The 18,170-nt window shown below is 48.6% G+C and carries 17 protein-coding genes; 13 read left to right on the forward strand and 4 right to left on the reverse strand.

Features of this window, described 5'->3' with window-relative positions; genetic code table 11:
• Positions 1-55: 55 nt before the first annotated feature.
• The 6 genes from pspF (at position 56) to sapF (ending at position 6,425) form a co-directional block, all read left to right on the forward strand.
• Positions 56-1,024, forward strand: a complete 969-nt coding sequence (gene pspF, locus FH968_RS00755) for a phage shock protein operon transcriptional activator (protein WP_139876488.1) — start codon at positions 56-58, stop codon at positions 1,022-1,024.
• A 123-nt stretch (positions 1,025-1,147) separates the two neighbouring features.
• Entirely contained in the window at positions 1,148-2,788 is a 1,641-nt protein-coding gene (sapA, locus tag FH968_RS00760) for an ABC transporter substrate-binding protein SapA (RefSeq protein ID WP_139876489.1), read from the forward strand.
• Positions 2,785-3,750, forward strand: coding sequence for a putrescine export ABC transporter permease SapB (gene sapB / locus FH968_RS00765; protein WP_139876490.1), 966 nt, complete (start codon positions 2,785-2,787; stop codon positions 3,748-3,750). Before sapA ends, sapB begins: the two co-directional genes overlap by 4 nt.
• Complete coding sequence (gene sapC, locus FH968_RS00770; RefSeq protein ID WP_139876491.1) at positions 3,737-4,627, forward strand: putrescine export ABC transporter permease SapC; 891 nt, start codon at positions 3,737-3,739, stop codon at positions 4,625-4,627. The genes sapB and sapC overlap by 14 nt, the downstream gene beginning before the upstream one ends.
• Positions 4,627-5,619: a putrescine export ABC transporter ATP-binding protein SapD gene (gene sapD, locus FH968_RS00775; RefSeq protein ID WP_139876492.1), complete on the forward strand. Its 993-nt coding sequence runs from the start codon at positions 4,627-4,629 to the stop codon at positions 5,617-5,619. Before sapC ends, sapD begins: the two co-directional genes overlap by 1 nt.
• Positions 5,619-6,425, forward strand: a complete 807-nt coding sequence (gene sapF / locus FH968_RS00780; protein ID WP_139876493.1) for a putrescine export ABC transporter ATP-binding protein SapF — start codon at positions 5,619-5,621, stop codon at positions 6,423-6,425. Before sapD ends, sapF begins: the two co-directional genes overlap by 1 nt.
• Before the next feature lie 52 nt (positions 6,426-6,477).
• On the opposite strand, the gene FH968_RS00785 is transcribed toward sapF, so the two are convergent.
• The gene (locus tag FH968_RS00785; protein WP_139876494.1) at positions 6,478-6,888 is read right to left on the reverse strand and encodes an SRPBCC domain-containing protein; all 411 of its coding nucleotides are present in this window, start codon (positions 6,886-6,888) and stop codon (positions 6,478-6,480) included.
• A gap of 247 nt (positions 6,889-7,135) precedes the next feature.
• On the opposite strand from FH968_RS00785, the gene fabI reads away from it, so the two are divergent.
• The 4 genes from fabI to pdeR all read left to right on the forward strand — a co-directional run bounded on the left by fabI (position 7,136) and on the right by pdeR (position 13,685).
• A complete protein-coding gene (gene fabI, locus FH968_RS00790) occupies positions 7,136-7,927 on the forward strand; it encodes an enoyl-ACP reductase FabI (protein WP_139876495.1) in 792 nt (263 codons plus the stop codon).
• A gap of 278 nt (positions 7,928-8,205) precedes the next feature.
• A complete protein-coding gene (locus FH968_RS00795; protein WP_139876496.1) occupies positions 8,206-9,375 on the forward strand; it encodes a CMD domain-containing protein in 1,170 nt (389 codons plus the stop codon).
• 92 nt (positions 9,376-9,467) lie between these two features.
• Positions 9,468-11,402, forward strand: coding sequence for an exoribonuclease II (locus FH968_RS00800; protein ID WP_139876497.1), 1,935 nt, complete (start codon positions 9,468-9,470; stop codon positions 11,400-11,402).
• 291 nt (positions 11,403-11,693) lie between these two features.
• Positions 11,694-13,685, forward strand: a complete 1,992-nt coding sequence (gene pdeR, locus FH968_RS00805) for a cyclic di-GMP phosphodiesterase (protein WP_139876498.1) — start codon at positions 11,694-11,696, stop codon at positions 13,683-13,685.
• Positions 13,686-13,710: 25 nt separating this feature from the next.
• Here the strand turns inward: pdeR and FH968_RS00810 are convergent, their stop codons facing one another.
• The gene (locus tag FH968_RS00810) at positions 13,711-14,085 is read right to left on the reverse strand and encodes a carboxymuconolactone decarboxylase family protein (protein WP_139876499.1); all 375 of its coding nucleotides are present in this window, start codon (positions 14,083-14,085) and stop codon (positions 13,711-13,713) included.
• A 98-nt stretch (positions 14,086-14,183) separates the two neighbouring features.
• Between FH968_RS00810 and FH968_RS00815 the strand changes: the two genes are divergently transcribed.
• Positions 14,184-15,092: a LysR family transcriptional regulator gene (locus FH968_RS00815; protein WP_139876500.1), complete on the forward strand. Its 909-nt coding sequence runs from the start codon at positions 14,184-14,186 to the stop codon at positions 15,090-15,092.
• A gap of 67 nt (positions 15,093-15,159) precedes the next feature.
• Here the strand turns inward: FH968_RS00815 and FH968_RS00820 are convergent, their stop codons facing one another.
• Entirely contained in the window at positions 15,160-16,029 is an 870-nt protein-coding gene (locus FH968_RS00820; RefSeq protein WP_139876501.1) for a crotonase/enoyl-CoA hydratase family protein, read from the reverse strand.
• Between the two features lie 217 nt (positions 16,030-16,246).
• Here FH968_RS00820 and FH968_RS00825 point away from each other — a divergent pair, with 217 nt between their 5' ends.
• Positions 16,247-16,429: a hypothetical protein gene (locus FH968_RS00825; protein ID WP_139876502.1), complete on the forward strand. Its 183-nt coding sequence runs from the start codon at positions 16,247-16,249 to the stop codon at positions 16,427-16,429.
• A gap of 42 nt (positions 16,430-16,471) precedes the next feature.
• On the opposite strand, the gene fsa is transcribed toward FH968_RS00825, so the two are convergent.
• On the reverse strand, positions 16,472-17,134 hold the full coding sequence (gene fsa / locus FH968_RS00830; RefSeq protein WP_139876503.1) for a fructose-6-phosphate aldolase: 663 nt from the start codon (positions 17,132-17,134) through the stop codon (positions 16,472-16,474).
• A 132-nt stretch (positions 17,135-17,266) separates the two neighbouring features.
• Here fsa and FH968_RS00835 point away from each other — a divergent pair, with 132 nt between their 5' ends.
• The gene (locus FH968_RS00835; RefSeq protein ID WP_139876504.1) at positions 17,267-18,166 is read left to right on the forward strand and encodes a glycyl-radical enzyme activating protein; all 900 of its coding nucleotides are present in this window, start codon (positions 17,267-17,269) and stop codon (positions 18,164-18,166) included.
• The last annotated feature ends 4 nt before the right edge of the window (positions 18,167-18,170 follow it).

The following is an 18,170-nucleotide window of genomic DNA, read 5'->3' on the forward strand; positions in this document are numbered from 1 at the left end:
CAAGAACCACAACGGCTATAGTGGTTTAAATAACTAACTATTGGTTAATTTAATCATGGCAGATAGCAAAGATAACTTGATTGGCGAGGCGAACAGTTTCCTTGAGGTTCTGGAACAAGTTTCACGCCTGGCACCGCTTGAAAAACCGGTGTTAGTCATCGGCGAACGAGGCACCGGTAAAGAACTGATAGCCAATCGCCTGCACTTCCTTTCTCGCAGGTGGCAAGGACCATTCATTTCGCTTAACTGTGCGGCACTTAACGATAATTTGCTGGATTCCGAACTCTTTGGTCATGAAGCTGGGGCTTTTACCGGGGCACAAAAACGCCATCCTGGCCGCTTCGAGCGTGCAGATGGAGGCACATTATTCCTGGATGAACTGGCAACTGCGCCGATGATGGTGCAGGAAAAACTGCTGCGGGTGGTGGAATACGGTGAACTTGAGCGCGTGGGTGGCAGCCAGCCATTGCAGGTGAACGTACGGTTGGTCTGCGCCACCAATGCAGATTTGCCAAAACTTGCCGAAGAAGGGAAATTCCGCGCGGATTTGCTCGACCGTCTTGCTTTTGACGTGGTTAAACTCCCCCCACTACGCGAGCGCCAGTCCGATATCATGCTGATGGCCGACCATTTTGCGATAACGATGTGCCGCGAATTACAGTTACCTTTCTTTCCAGGATTTACCGAAGAAGCTCAATTAACGCTGCTCAATTACGCCTGGCCGGGAAATATCCGTGAGTTAAAAAACGTAGTGGAACGTTCCGTTTATCGCCACGGCACCAGTGAAGAACCGGTTAATGAAGTCATCGTCGATCCTTTTGGTCGCCCCACAAATCATGTTGAACCTGATGCCACAAGCCTGTTACCTGTACTGCCCGTAGATTTAAGACACTGGCAAAATGAGCAAGAAAAGCAGTTGCTGGAGAAAAGTTTGCAACAGGCCAATCACAACCAACGACGTGCCGCAGAGTTATTAGGGCTGACCTACCATCAGCTGCGCGCCATGATGAAAAAACACCAATAGCGATTAAGAATGATGTATTTATCAGCACTCTGAATAGAAAGTTAGCAATTACCCTTAGTTATTTTGGGAAGCAGGCCCGAGTGAGATACACTTTGCCTATCACCCGAGAAAACTCAAAAACTTATGCGCGGAATTGTCTCCTCCCTGTTACTGGCGTTCAGTTGCCTTAGTGGCGCAGCATTTGCTGCCTCACCTGTTGAAAAACCAACAGATATCCGTAACAGCGGATTTGTTTATTGTGTCAATGGTCAGGTCAATACTTTTAATCCGCAGATGGCTAGCGGCGGTTTGACTGTGGACACCCTTGCCGCACAGTTATATGACCGGTTACTGGACGTTGATCCTTATACTTACCGCCTTGTGCCAGAACTGGCGGAAAGCTGGGAAGTGCTGGATAACGGTGCCACCTACCGTTTCCATTTGCGACCTAATGTTCAGTTCCAGACCACGCCGTGGTTTACGCCAACACGCACACTAAATGCCGATGATGTGGTATTTAGTTTTCAACGCATCTTTAACCGTAATCATCCCTGGCATAACGTCAATGGCGGCAACTATCCCTATTTCGATAGTCTTCAATTCCCTGATTCAGTCAAGAGTGTCCGCAAACTCGACAACAACACGGTCGAATTCCGCCTCGTAAAACCGGATGCCTCTTTCCTGTGGCACATGGCAACCCACTATGCTTCGGTGATGTCTGCGGAATACGCAGCACAACTGACCAAAGCCGACCGTCAGGAATTAATGGACCGCCAACCGGTGGGTACAGGACCATTCCAGATCACTGAATATCATGCAGGGCAATATATTCGCCTGGCTCGACACCCTCATTTTTGGCGTGGTGTGCCGCTAATGCCGCAGGTAGTGTTGGATTTGGGTGCTGGTGGCACTGGGCGTTTATCGAAACTGCTGACTGGCGAATGTGATGTATTGGCCTATCCTGCCGCAAGCCAGTTGACTATTTTGCGTGATGACCCGCGTTTGCGCCTGACATTGCGCCCGGGAATGAACATTGCTTATCTGGCATTTAACACCAACAAGGCACCATTAAATGATCCTGCTGTGCGCCACGCGCTGGCACTGGCGATTAATAATCAACGCCTTATGCAGTCGATTTATTACGGCACAGCAGAAACGGCTGCTTCTATTTTACCGCGGGCATCATGGGCCTATGACAGTGACGCTAAAATTACTGAATACAATCCAGAAAAAGCACGCCAGCAACTAAAAGCACTGGGGCTTAATAATCTGGTATTGCGTTTATGGGTACCAACCAGTTCTGAGGCATGGAATCCAAGCCCGTTGAAAACAGCAGAACTTATCCAGGCTGATATGGCACAAATTGGTGTGAAGGTCATTATCGTACCGGTTGAAGGCCGCTTCCAGGAGGCGCGCTTGATGGATATGACCCATGATTTAACACTGGCAGGCTGGGCGACAGACAGCAACGACCCTGACAGTTTCTTCCGCCCAATGCTAAGTTGTGCCGCGATTCGTTCGCAGACCAACTATGCTCGCTGGTGTGATCCTAAATTTGATGAAGTGCTACAAAAAGCGTTGTCTTCTCAGCAACTGGCGTCGCGCATCGAGGCTTATCGTGAGGCTCAGGATATTCTGGCTAAAGAGTTGCCGGTACTGCCGCTGGCATCATCGCTGCGCCTGCAAGCCTATCGCTACGATATTAAAGGACTGGTGCTAAGTCCGTTTGGTAACGCATCGTTTGCAGGGGTTTCCCGTGAACATGTTGAGGTGAAAAAACCATGATTATTTACACCTTGCGCCGCTTGCTGTTGTTGCTGGTAACACTGTTTTTCCTGGCCTTTATCAGCTTTAGTCTCAATTATTTTACCCCTCACGCACCGCTGCAAGGCGCGTCGTTTTGGAATGCCCTGGTATTTTGGTTTGAAGGTGTTCTGCACTGGGACTTTGGCGTATCAAGTATTAACGGCCAGTCAATTAACGAACAGTTGCGCATTGTGTTCCCCGCCACCATGGAATTGTGTCTGTTGGCGTTTGGCCTGGCGTTAATAGTCGGTATTCCAGTGGGAATGCTGGCCGGAATTATGCGCAACAAGTGGCAAGACAAACTCATCAGTGCGCTGGCATTAGTGGGGTTTTCAATTCCGGTTTTCTGGTTCGCACTGCTACTGACCATGTTTTTCTCACTGACCTTAGGCTGGTTGCCGGTTTCCGGGCGCTTTGATTTGCTTTATGAAGTGAAATCGGTGACGGGTTTCGCGCTGGTTGATGCCTGGCTGTCGGACTCCCCTTATCGCGATGAGATGATAATGAGTGTGCTGCGGCATATGGTTTTACCCGTGGTCACCCTTGCGGTAGCACCAACAACCGAAGTGATTCGTTTGATGCGAATCAGCACCATTGATGTGTTTGACCAAAATTATATTAAAGCTGCGGCAACACGCGGTTTATCTCGTCTGACTATTCTTCATCGCCATGTGCTGCATAACGCGCTACCACCAGTTATTCCGCGCCTCGGCCTGCAATTCTCAACCATGCTAACGCTGGCAATGATCACCGAAGTGGTGTTCAGCTGGCCAGGACTTGGACGCTGGCTGATTAATGCCATCCGTCAACAAGACTACACGGCGATTTCTGCGGGTGTGATGGTCATCGGTTCATTGGTTATTATCGTGAACGTTATCTCCGATATTTTGGGTGCGATGGCAAACCCACTGACACATAAGGAATGGTATGCCCTACGATAGCGTCTATCGCGAGAAGCGCCCGCCGAGCACACTACGCCTGACCTGGCAGAAATTTTACGGCGACACAACGGCGATGATTGGCCTGTACGGTTGCGGGGCTTTAGTACTGCTATGCGTGTTTGGTAGCGTCTTTGCTCCATATGGTATCGACCAGCAATTCCTCGGTTATCAATTGTTACCGCCTTCGTGGTCACGCTATGGTGATGTCTCGTTCTTCCTGGGCACAGATGATCTGGGACGTGACGTTTTAAGCCGTTTATTAAGTGGTGCGGCCCCAACGGTAGGCGGTGCGTTTGTCGTAACACTGGCCGCTGCGATTTTCGGTATTATTCTGGGCGTGTTTGCTGGCTCTACTCACGGCTTGCGCTCTGCGGTACTCAATCACATCCTCGATACACTTTTATCTATTCCTTCCCTGTTGCTGGCAATTATCGTCGTCGCGTTTGTCGGACCACATTTGGTTCACGCTATGTTTGCTGTTTGGCTGGCGCTGCTCCCTCGCATGGTGCGTTCAGTTTATAGCGCAGTGCATGATGAGCTGGATAAAGATTATGTTATCGCTGCCCGCCTGGATGGTGCGTCAACACTCAATATTCTGTGGTTTGCGGTGATGCCGAATACTGCGGCAATTCTGGTGACTGAAATCACTCGCGCCCTGTCGATGGCAATTCTTGATATTGCCGCACTGGGTTTTCTGGATTTGGGCGCCCAGCTCCCATCGCCAGAATGGGGTGCAATGTTAGGCGATGCACTAGAGTTGATTTATGTGGCTCCGTGGACGGTCATGCTGCCCGGTGTTGCTATCATGACCAGTGTATTGCTGGTTAACCTGCTGGGCGACGGTTTACGCCGCGCAATCAATGCGGGGGTGCAATAATGCCATTACTTGATATTCGAAACCTGACCATCGAATTTATGACGTCCGAAGGTTGGGTTAAAGCCGTTGACCGCGTCAGCATGACCCTGAATGAAGGGGAAATTCGCGGTCTGGTTGGGGAGTCGGGTTCAGGAAAAAGCCTGATTGCTAAAGCTATTTGTGGCGTGACGAAAGATAACTGGCGCGTCACTGCAGACCGTATGCGCTTTGACGATATTGACCTGCTGCGTTTGAGTGGCCGTGAACGGCGGCGTCTGGTGGGCCATAACGTGTCAATGATTTTTCAGGAACCGCAGTCGTGTCTTGATCCATCAGAACGTGTCGGCCGTCAGCTCATGCAAAATATTCCTGGCTGGACCTACAAAGGCCGCTGGTGGAAGCGTTTTGGCTGGCGAAAACGCCGTGCGATTGAGCTCTTGCACCGTGTCGGGATTAAAGATCATAAAGACGCGATGCGCAGTTATCCATATGAACTCACTGACGGTGAATGTCAGAAGGTAATGATAGCCATTGCGCTGGCTAACCAACCGCGTTTGTTGATAGCCGATGAGCCAACCAACGCCATGGAACCGACCACACAATTACAAATTTTCAAATTGCTGACGCGGCTTAACCAGTACAACAACACCACCATTTTGCTCATCAGCCACGACTTGCAGATGCTAAGCCAGTGGGCCGATAAAATTAATGTGATGTACTGTGGGCAAACCGTAGAAAGCGCAACCAGTGAAGAACTAATAGCAACGCCCCATCACCCATATACCCAGGCACTGATCCGTGCGATCCCGGACTTTGGCAGCCCAATGCCTCACAAAAGCCGTCTGAACACCATGCCTGGTGCAATTCCTTTGCTGGAACAATTGCCGATGGGTTGCCGACTCGGGCCGCGTTGTCCTTATGCGCAGCGTGAATGTATCGAAACACCGCGCCTGGTGGGGGCCAAAAACCATCTTTATGCCTGCCACTTCCCGCTGAATATGGAGAGCCATTAATGGTCGAAACGCTGCTCGAAGTTCGTAATTTAAGTAAAACGTTTCGTTACCGGACGGGTATGTTTCGTCGCCAACATGTTGACGCGGTGAAACCGCTGAGTTTCACATTACGTGAAAAACAGACGCTGGCTATTATTGGTGAAAACGGCTCAGGTAAATCTACGCTTGCAAAAATGCTGGCGGGAATGGTCGAACCGACAACAGGCGAAGTGGTGATTAACGACCATTTGTTGCATTACGGCGATTATACTTACCGAAGCCAGCATATTCGGATGATTTTCCAGGATCCCAGCACTTCACTTAATCCTCGCCAACGTATTTCCCAGATCCTGGATTTCCCGTTGCGCCTGAATACCGACCTTGAGCCGGAAGCACGCCAGAAGCAGATTGTTGAGACGTTAAGAATGGTGGGGTTGCTTCCCGACCACGCCAGTTATTATCCGCATATGCTTGCCCCAGGACAAAAACAGCGTCTAGGACTTGCGCGTGCGTTAATTCTGCGACCGAAGGTGATAATTGCCGATGAAGCGCTGGCCTCTCTTGATATGTCCATGCGTTCGCAACTGATTAACCTGATGTTAGAACTACAGGAAAAACAGGGCATTGCTTATATTTATGTGACACAACACATTGGCATGATGAAGCACATCAGCGACCAAGTGATGGTGATGCATCAAGGTGAAATTGTTGAACGTGGAAGCACGGCAGATGTGCTCGCATCTCCGTTACATGACCTGACTAAGCGTTTGATTAACAGTCATTTTGGCGAAGCTTTGACTGCGGATGCGTGGCGGAAAGATCGGTAGATTTAGCAATAAAAACGGGCGGTACTTCATTACTCGCCGCCCAACATCCCCCCTATTTCTTCTCCTCCGTATAACGCGCAAAGTTATCCAGAATTGCCTGCCAACCATTCTTTTGATGCTCGATGGGATATTGATTATCAGGATCAAATTCCAAATAAACTTTCACACCGATATCTTCCTGTGAAAACTCGACCTTCGCTTCACGGTCGCCAAATGTGTATTCAATCAGTTTATTGGGAACGATATGTGTATATACACCTGCAAAATCAAAACCCATGCTGCCGTCTTTGGCTTCCATACGAAATGAAAACTCCCCACCTTCTCTGAAATCGGCTGCAGCCGTTGGGGTGTGCCAGTCAGGTGAAGCAGTGTTCCATTGCTTAACATCTTCAGGATTGATATAGGTTTGCCAAACCTTTGCTATCGGTGCTTTAACGTGTGATTCAACCGAAATTTTCATCATTTTGCTCCAAAATAGTGAATGGTGTGCACATAACTATCGGACAAATAGTAGTCTCAAAAATCGATCATAGCTGTTCAGACCTCTGGCGACGTGATAACCAGTCAATCGCAGTCAGAAAAATAACGTGACACAACAGACGCGGAGTGGGATATAATTTCAATTTCGTGTTGAAAAATTGTGACTAATCAATCGTAACCGAATGATTATCAAGTCATAAAATTAGCAGAAACTATAAGGATTCAAAGCTATGGGTTTTCTTACCGGTAAGCGCATTCTGATCACTGGCGTCGCCAGTAAACTCTCCATTGCCTACGGTATCGCACAGGCTATGCACCGCGAAGGTGCTGAACTGGCTTTCACTTACCAGAATGAAAAACTGAAAGGCCGTGTTGAAGGTTTTGCTGCAGACCTGGGTTCAAGCCTGGTTCTGCCGTGCGACGTGGCAGAAGACGCAAGTATCGACGCGATGTTTGCTGAGCTTGCGAAAAGCTGGCCGAAGTTTGACGGTTTCGTTCACTCTATCGGTTTCGCGCCTGGCGACCAGTTAGATGGCGACTACGTCAATGCCGTTACCCGTGAAGGCTTTAAAATCGCTCACGACATTAGCTCTTACAGCTTTGTTGCGATGGCAAAAGTTTGCCGTGAAATGCTCAATCCTGGTTCTGCTCTGCTGACTCTGTCTTATCTGGGTGCTGAGCGCGCAATCCCTAACTATAACGTTATGGGTCTGGCTAAAGCGTCTCTGGAAGCTAACGTGCGTTATATGGCGAATGCGATGGGTCCAGAAGGTGTGCGTGTGAACGCCATTTCTGCGGGTCCAATCCGTACTTTGGCAGCTTCTGGCATTAAAGATTTCCGTAAAATGCTGGCACATTGCGAAGCGGTTACCCCGATTCGTCGCACTGTGACAATTGAAGATGTGGGTAATTCCGCTGCGTTCTTGTGTTCAGACCTGTCTGCCGGTGTTTCTGGTGAAGTTCTGCACGTCGACGGCGGTTTCAGCATCGCTGCAATGAACGAACTGGAACTGAAAGACTAATTCGGTTCTTTGTGGGGTGGGTAACCACCTGCCCCATACTCCCTCCTGCTTTGCCTCCTGCCCCATGTTGTTCCTTTTCTATATCCATTAGCATTCGAGTGCAGCCAACACCTCTGCAGCTTGCAGGATGATGGAGAGAGGCACGGTTATAGCTTTCTGATATTTGTTATCACCTATCATTCTTTTGTCACCCTCCATGGTTACGCCAGGATAAAGCAGCAAACCAGGCCGTCTGGTGTTTTCTCCGGGCTTGTAAACTCTTTTACCAAGGAACGACCATGGAACAACGCCGAATTTCTGGCAAAGGCCACTGGTATCATGAAACTCAATCCAGTCGCAGTGATGCCGTCGTGTTACCGTTAGTACCCGAGGCAGCATTTCTCGAAGACCGGTTTTTACTCGACTTAGAACTCAGCACAGAACAACTCTGCGTTGAAGCGGCCTGGCTTTCGGCTGCACGAAATGTATCTGAATGCTTGTTGCCGGATAATAGCGCTGTGACCCGCTTACACACACTGAGCAGCTATGACCGCCTGAGTACAGCACTCACGGTGGCGCAAGTTTTCGGCGTTCAGCGATTGTGCAATCACTATGCTGCACGGCTAGCTCCCCAACCAGGTCCGGATTCTTCCCGTGAGAGCAATCGCCGCCTGACGCAAATAACCCAATACGCCCGTCAATTAGCCAGCCAACCGACTCTCATTGACGATGTTTCGCGTCAGCAGCTTGATGAAGTCGCGCTCTCAGTCAATGACATTGTGACGTTTAACCAATTGATTGGATTTATCGGCTTTCAGTCTCGCGTGATTGCCGTATTCCAGGCGCTTCAAGGGTTACCTGCACGCTGGCTTCCGGGTCTTCATGCACAACAAGATGCCAACGCCGAGTTATTCCTTGAAGGAGATTCTCAATGGCAAGCAGGCTTGCCCGCAGTAGAACAACGCTACGCCAATACTGACCAGCTTGAAGTACTAAACATTAGCCAAACTCAACATGTCTTACAGGATATGAGTTGGCTGCTGGTTCATAATACCTCGGTGCTTTCCGCTCTCAGCAATTTGACCCATTTATTGCTCCCGCACACGGCTCAGGCGAGTCACGATCACATTCTTGTGGGTTTGTTAACGGCACGCATCAATGGCAGCGTAGGTTGCTTCACCGATTTTGCCAACGCATGGCATGGTGAAAGCGGTTTACCCGAGGCCATACGTAATGGTGAAAGAGCGCTGCAGGCGTGGAGTCATAACCATCCTCGAGAACGGGCTGTTATCCAGGCAGTACGTGTGCTGACCCGTGCTCCGGGCAGTTTTAGTGCGGCCCAACTTCAACCCCTATTCGAACAGGGTTTTACAGAGAACGAAGCATTGCAGCTCATGGTAAGTTCAGGGCTGTATGGTTGGCTAAATCGATTGAAAATCGGGTTGGGAAACACCAGCCGGGTATCGTAACTCCCGCATTTTTACGGCAAACAGCGCTTGCCGCAAAGGGTGGATTCGCGTAAAACTGTCAGCCGCTCTTTTGGCCACGAAAACTAAAAAACATGTTCCAGGATAACCCGCTGCTCGCGCAGCTTAAACAGCAACTGCATTCCCAAACTCCGCGCATTGAAGGCGTGGTTAAAGGCACGGAAAAAGGCTTTGGCTTCCTAGAAGTGGATGCTCAAAAAAGTTACTTCATTCCACCGCCGCAGATGAAAAAAGTGATGCACGGTGACCGCGTGAGCGCGGTGATTCATACCGACAAGGACCGAGAAACCGCTGAGCCAGAAGAGCTTATCGAACCGTTCCTGAACCGGTTTGTTGGCCGTATACAGCGTAAAGATGACCGCCTGTCTATTGTCCCGGATCATCCATTATTAAGAGATGCTATCCAGTGCCGTGCTGACCGTAACGTCACCCATGATTTCCAGAATGGAGATTGGGCCGTCGCTGAAATGAAACGCCACCCGCTGAAAGGTGACCGCGGTTTCTACGCTGAATTAACCCAATTCATCACCTTTGGTGACGATCACCTTGCACCATGGTGGGTGACACTGTCACGCCATAATCTCGAGCGTGAAGCGCCTAATGGTGTGGCGACTGAAATGTTGGATGAAGGTCTGGTGCGTGAAGATTTAACTGCCCTGGATTTCGTTACCATTGACAGCGCCAGTACCGAAGATATGGATGATGCTCTGTACGTTGAAGAACTTGCCGATGGCAAGCTGCAATTGACGGTGGCCATCGCCGACCCTACTGCCTGGATTGCCGAAGGCAGCAAGCTTGACGATATCGCGAAAGTTCGCGCATTCACCAACTACCTGCCCGGCTTTAATATTCCGATGTTGCCGCGCGAGTTGTCTGACGATTTGTGCTCCCTGCGTCCCAACGTAACGCGTCCGGTAGTCGCATGTCGCATGACTATTGCGCAAGACGGCACTATTGAAGATGGAATTAACTTCTTCGTGGCGACCATCGAGTCAAAAGCCAAACTGGCGTATGACAATATTTCCGACTGGTTGGAAGGAAAAAGCGACTGGCAGCCACCAAGTGAAGCGATTGCTAAGCAAATCCGCTTGCTGGAACGCGTTTGTCTGAGCCGTGCCGACTGGCGTCGTACCCACGCACTGGTATTCAAAGATCGTCCTGATTACCGCTTCGTATTGGGTGAGAAAGGCGAAGTGCTGGATATTGTTGCAGAACCTCGCCGCATCGCAAACCGCATTGTTGAAGAATCAATGATTGCCGCGAACGTTTGTGCTGCCATTGTGTTACGTGAAAAACTGGGCTTCGGCGTTTATAACGTCCATACCGGTTTTGACCCTGCAAACATTGAGCAACTTGCCACAATGCTCCAGGGCCATGGCCTTGATGTGGATGCACAAGAAGTTCTGACGCTTAACGGTTTCTGCAAACTGCGCCGCGAACTCGATGCCCAACCGACCGGTTTTCTTGATACCCGAATTCGTCGTTATCAATCGTTCGCTGAAATTAGCACTGAACCAGGCCCGCATTACGGCCTTGGCCTGGAAGCTTATGCGACCTGGACTTCACCTATTCGTAAATACGGCGATATGATCAACCATCGTCTGTTGAAAGCGATAATCAAGGGTGAAACCGCGACACGTCCGCAAGATGAAATCACAGTGCAGATGGCAGAACGTCGTCGTCTGAATCGCATGGCGGAACGTGATGTTGGTGACTGGTTATATGCTCGCTTCCTGAAAGACAAACCCGGGACGGATGCTCGCTTTGCGGCTGAAATCATTGATGTTAGCCGTGGTGGGATGCGTGTGCGTCTGGTTGAAAATGGTGCAGTAGCCTTTATCCCTGCTCCGTTCCTGCATGCGGTACGTGATGAATTGGTTTGCAGCCAGGAAAATGGCACAGTGCAAATCAAGGGCGAAGTCGTCTTCAAAGTGACTGATGTAATTGATGTGACTATCGCTGAGGTTCGTATGGAAACCCGTAGCGTGATAGCGCGTCCGGCAATCTGACGGCGAGCTAGAAAGTAAACGTTAAAAAGCTGAACCGTCATGTTCAGCTTTTTTTTTACTTCATTGCCAACAGGATTTAAAGGGCAATAGTCACATCGAGGAACTGATTAGCCGTTATAACTATTTTTATCCTTGCTATAAATCACGAAAAACTGCCAATCTATCTGTGAATATTCAGATTTCTCACATCTTGTGCAAAAACAATGTCTTTAACTCACGGTTGTCGCTTTAAATATTGCTAATATAAATACCAGACTGACACGCTATGTCGGCCCCGGTTCAGGAGAGAGCATGAAAGACGATTTGGAGCAGAATCTGCTCTACCGTTATTTAGGGACAACCAGCCCGTATTGGCGTTTGCCTGGCGACAGCAACGCTCTGCAGCTGGCCGCCAGCGAAAGTTCGGATATTATCCAAGTAATCGCTCTTGAGCCTGAGCAGGCAGAGCTAATCCGGCTGATGACAGTCATTACGTCAAGCGTCACTATGTCGATTTCACTGTTTGGCAGTGAAGTCTCGGTACATTTGGTAGGACGCAAAGTATCAAAAAAGGAGTGGGCAGGCTCAGCATCAGCCTGGAACGACACTCCCTCCGTCGCCCGCGATTTGGTGCAAGGGCTGTCGTTTGCTGAACAAGTGGTATCAGAAGCTAACTCGGTTATTGTTATTCTGGACAAACTTGGAAACATACAACGCTTCAACCGGTTGAGTGAAGAATATACCGGTCTGAAAGAGCAAGAAGTTATTGGTCAGAACGTCTTTAAATTGTTTATGAGTCGTAGCGAAGCCGCTGCGTCAAAGCGAAACATTAGCGGCTTCTTTCGTAACGGGAATTCTTATGAAGTCGAACGCTGGATAAAAACCTGCAAGGGGCAGCGGCTGTTTTTGTTTCGCAATAAATTCGTCCACAGTGGCAGCGGCAAAAACGAAATTTATCTGATTTGCTCCGGCACTGACATCACCGAAGAACGCCGAGCTCAGGAACGCCTGCGCGTACTGGCAAATACTGACACTATTACTGGCCTACCCAATCGCAATGCCATCAATGATTTAATTACTGCGGCAATTGATAATCGCGGTGAAACTCAAGTGGGTATTGTTTATCTCGATCTAGATAACTTTAAAAAAGTGAATGATGCCTACGGACATATGTTCGGCGACCAGCTATTGCAAGCGGTGTCGTTGGCCATTCTGAGTTGTCTTGATGAAGGCCAGATTCTGGCGCGCCTCGGCGGTGATGAGTTTATTGTGTTAGCGACCGATACTTCGCAGGCTACGCTCGAAGCCATGTCGTCACGGATTCTTACCCGCCTTAAACTACCTTTCCGTATTGGTTTAATTGAAGTTTATACCGGCTGTTCATTAGGTATTTCACTGGCTCCGCAACATGGTGAAGACAGGGAAAGTGTTATCCGAAATGCGGATACTGCAATGTATACCGCCAAAGAGAGTGGTCGCGGCAAGTTTTGCGTCTTTTCTCCTGAAATGAATCAGCGTGTATTTGAATATTTGTGGCTCGATACGAACTTGCGTAAAGCGTTAGAAAACGATCAGCTGGTAATTCACTATCAACCAAAAATGACCTGGCGTGGTGAAGTCAGAAGCCTTGAAGCGCTGGTTCGTTGGCAATCGCCAGAGCGCGGGCTGATCCCTCCTCTGGATTTTATCTCTTACGCGGAAGAGTCTGGATTAATCGTTCCACTTGGACGCTGGGTGATGCTAAGCGTGGTTCAGCAGGTTGCGAAATGGCGCGACAAAGGCATCAATTTACGCGTTGCAGTAAACGTGTCTGCCCGCCAGTTAGCCGACCAAACAATCTTCAGTGACCTAAAACAAGCCCTGAAAGATCTCAACTTTGAATACTGCCCAATTGATGTTGAGCTAACAGAAAGCTGCCTGATTGAAAACGAGGAACTCGCGCTTTCGGTTATTCAGCAATTCAGCCGCCTGGGTGCACAAGTACATTTGGATGACTTCGGGACGGGATATTCTTCACTTTCTCAACTTGCTCGCTTCCCGATCGATGCGATTAAGCTCGACCAAAGTTTCGTGCGTGATATTCATAAACAATCGGTATCACAATCACTGGTGCGCGCCATTGTCGCAGTTGCGCAGGCGCTGAATTTACAAGTGATTGCCGAAGGGGTTGAAAACCAGAAAGAAGACGCCTTTCTTACCAAGAATGGCGTCAACGAACGGCAAGGTTATTTATTTGCCAAACCCATGCCCGCAGCTGTATTCGAACGTTGGTTAAAGCGTTATCAAGCACGGACTGCACGTTAGCTATTGAATAGCCAGGGAAACCTGGCTATTTGCCTTGAGCAAAAACCTCCCTGGCAGCAAATAGTCCGTTAAGAGCCGCAGGGAAACCCGCATAGACCGCCATTTGCATCATCACTTCAATTATCTCTTGTTCAGAACAGCCGACGTTGAGGGCCCCTTGTATGTGCACTTTGAGCTGAGGCAGCGCATTTCCTAGTGAGGTCAATGAAGCGACTACCGCAAGCTCTCTGGTCTTTAAATCAAGTCCCGGTCTTGAGTAGATGTCACCAAATGGAAACTCAATAAGCAACCGCGCAAAATCCGGTGCGATATCGCGCAAGCTCTCAATGACATGTTCACCACCATGACCATCAATCTCTTTTAGCTTCGCAAGGCCTCGTGTATAGCGTTCGTTGTCCATTTTTAATTCCTTAGAAAAGGTGTTTTCATTGCTGGTGAACTCACTCTAAATTTTGCGCTGCAATGCATCCAATACCCTTTTTGTGATACCTTTTTGGTATGAATGAATCCATCGATCTGCGACAACTCCGTTATTTTCTTGCTGTGAGTGAAGAACTCAATTTCAGCCGTGCCGCATTACGGCTGCATATTTCTCAGCCACCGTTGAGCAGGCAAATTCAACAACTAGAAGACCAGCTTGGCGTGCAGTTATTTATTCGCAGCAAAACAGGTGTGACGTTGACCGAAGCGGGCATGGCATTCTTACCCGAGGTTAAACAAACGCTGCTTCAGGTAGAAAAAGCGATTGAAGTAGCTCGAGCAACGCGGGGAATTGATAGTGGGAAGTTTGTTGTAGGCTACACCACTGTTTTCGAACGAAGTGCGATACCCGATGTGATAGAGGATCTGCACCAACGCTATCCAGGCTGGCAGTTTCTCACCAGAGGGCATTATTCGATTAATCTTGTTCGCGAAGTGAAGAACGGAACGATGGACGCCGCTTTTATCGGGTTACATACTGAGACTCAGGATTTAGCGGTAGAGAAAATTATCGACGATCCACTTGTCGTGGCTATGCCATCCACACATCGACTCGCACAAAAGCGCAGTATTAGTTTCAAAGATCTTTGTGATGAACCTATATTTTGGTTTCACCGGCGATTAAATCCCGGTTTCTATGATCACTGTCAGGAATTTTTCAATCGCATCGATTTTAGAATTAATGCTATTCCGGAACCGCCAGACCATCACATCATGTTGGGTCTGATTGCCGAAGGAAAAGGGATGGCTCTGGTTCCATCCTCTTTACAGCGAATCAAGAGGCAAGGTGTTATTTTCCGCAAGCTTAAGGAAGAGCCAAATCGGCTGTCTATGGGTATTGCTATTGCCTACGTTAAACAAAATACTTCACCTATTCTCCAGATGTTTCTTGAGCTAATCCGGAAATCCGGCTCGTCACCCCGTTAGGAAAGACGCCTTTCTTACTAACAAGGCGTCAAGTTGATTAAAGCTAAATTAAAGTATGAACAGCGCGTTAACTGGCTTTACGCAAAGCCGTCGAAGAATGTCGGGTTTGCAAAAGGACTAACCTTTCCATATAAGCAATATCCTTATCTTCAAGACAAAAAGCAGCGTCAACCCAGTCTTCGGTGATATCCATAAGTTCCGCTCGCGGTAACTGGAGAACACGTTGACGTGCACGCAGCATGGCGCGAACACCATTAAGTTTAGGTTGTAAGGTATCAATGAAGGTTCGTGTCGCGATGTAACCCTGGCCCGGTTCAAAAAGCTGATCCACAAGGCCAAATTGCTCGTGCCACTCTGCTGTATGTGACTCCCCTTTATAAATCAGCTCCTCGGCCAGTTTCATGCCTGAACGGCGTGCAACCAGTGAATAAGCCCCCATTCCGGGAAACAAATTAAAAGCAATTTCAGGGAACCCGAGACGAGCATCCCTTTGTGCCAAAACAAAATGGTGTGCCAATGCGGCTTCAAATCCCCCGCCTAGTGCACTGCCTTCGACCATCGCAAGGCTTATGGCACCACTATCAAATCCACGGGATGCAGCATGGACGCAATCAACACAAGCTCGCGCATAAGCACGAAGCGCTTCGCGTTTACCTTGTTGTATTGATTCAACAAAAAAACCAAGATCTCCACCGGTATTATACATTCCTTGCACAAGTGAACCGGTCACCCAAAAATCTACTGCAAACCCCTCTTTTTGAACCAGATACCGCAGGTTCATGATTTCTTCGATCAGTTTGTGATTGAAGCATGGACGAGGTTGCGCTCTTAACATCATCCATACCGTACGACGCTCTGCTTCGTAATAGCCCGACAACTGGGTGAATCGTGCAGAATCCGTAAACAATTTACAGGTTGGTTGGTTAATTACTGTCATTATCTTATCCTCATGTTATGAAAGTGCGTTACACGCAGGATCAGACTAATTCACTACCGCAATGGTATGAATGCACTTGAGCATTTAATAATGATTACTTATATATTGTTCGATAATTGATTGATGGATAAAGCGAATAAAGCACACCCGCGGCTTCTCTTTCATCATATTTTTTTACATTATGAAAGCAACTTTTTAACTGAAAACAGGATGCACTATGCCTTCAGTGGACCTTCTGCAACTCGCAAAACGCATTGATACTGTGCTGGATATTTTGGTGGGAGGCGATCATGCATCCGCCATTAATAATCTGGAAATTTTAAAAGCAGAATTACTTAACCTCGCCGCTGGCGAAGAAAGTAAAAAAGGCGATCTGCAAAAGTCGCCATGGGAGATTTAAATTTAACGTCGGTGCAAATCGGCGCTATTTAAAACCTTCGCGCTACAAAGTTAGTGAACCGAATGCACCCTGCCAGTCTTTCTCAAAAGTCGCAATTGCAGCACTGACGGCTGGGGTGGTTAACAGTTGTTCGGTGACATCAACAGGTAACGTTATCGCTTCACAACCTGCCAACAAGCATGACATTGCCTGATGAGGTGTGCGGAAACTGGCGGCAAGCACTTTTGATTGCGGGACATGCAGCGTCAGCAATTGCTGTAAATCCTGCACCATTTGAATGCCATCTCCGCCCTGCGCATCCAGACGATTGACGTATGGTGCCACATATTCCGCACCAGCTAATGCCGCGAGCAAACCTTGTGTTGCACCGTATACGGCGGTGCCGAGTGTTGGAATTCCCAGCACTTTCAATTGTTTCATGGCTGCCAAACCTTCAACCGTGCAAGGAACTTTCACTACCAGGCCCGGTACGCGTTGCACCAACAGTTCAGCTTCTTTGACCATCTCATCAGCTTGCGCTGCAATAACCTGAGCAAACAGTTTGCCCTCCCCGCCCAATGCATCTTGCAGCGCGGGGAGTACTTCCCACAACGAAATACCCGCTTTCGCCACAATTGATGGATTAGTTGTTACGCCTTGCAAAGGTAGAACTCGAGCCAGGCGCTTAACTGCGGCAACATCAGCAGTGTCTAAATACAGTTCCATAATTTCTCCAGATTTGTTGTGTATCTCATTGCCGACATGATAACGCCACTGTCTGTCCTTTATCTGATCAAAATCAATAAAACTTTCATTCGAAAGTAATCTAATTTACGAACAGAAGATAAGGGCGGACTTATGCTATTTAATATCCAACGATACTCAACACATGATGGCCCGGGTATCCGTACAGTGGTGTTCCTTAAAGGCTGCTCACTTGGCTGTCGCTGGTGCCAGAATCCAGAGAGCCGCGCACGTGACCAGGATGTGTTGTTTGATGAGCGTTTATGCCTTGCAGGCTGCGAGCTTTGCCCGCAGGTTACCCCACACGCGATTAGCCGCATTGACGGCGCTTTGGTTATCGCTCGTGAGAAATTAATGCCCGCGGATATGACCACATTGAAAGATTGTTGCCCTACTCAGGCATTAAGCGTGTGTGGTGAAACCCAAAGCGTTGATGCCATCATGCAAAAAGTTTTACGCGATAAGCCGTTTTATGACCGCAGTAGTGGCGGCATTACGCTTTCAGGTGGTGAACCCTTTATGCAGCCTGATGTTGCCGAGCAATTGCTGAGAAAAAGCAAAGAGGCAGGTATTCATACTGCAGTCGAGTCATGCCTTCATGTGCCATGGAAATATATCGAACCGTCCATCGAACACCTCGATTTACTGCTCGCCGACCTCAAACATGTCGACGCACAACGCTTCAAACAGTGGACTGACGGAAGCGCTGAGCGCGTTCTGGATAACTTCCGAAAACTTGCAGCACGTAATGTAGAAATGACCATTCGAGTGCCGCTAATCCCAGATTTTAATGCTGACGAGCAATCTATTCGCGCGATCAGCGATTTTGCCGCCGATGAAATTGGCGCGAAAGCGATTCATTTTTTGCCTTACCACACCTTAGGTATCAACAAATACAAACTCCTGAATCTCCCTTATCTGGCTGCGCACCAACCCCTTGATGCGCCAGAACTGCTGCAATTTGCTGAGCAGTATGCAAGCCAAAAAGGGATGACCGCATGGATAAGAGGATAAACCG

It is taken from the genome of Buttiauxella sp. B2 (assembly GCF_006376615.1).
In the GTDB taxonomy this organism is placed as follows: Bacteria; Pseudomonadota; Gammaproteobacteria; order Enterobacterales; family Enterobacteriaceae; genus Buttiauxella.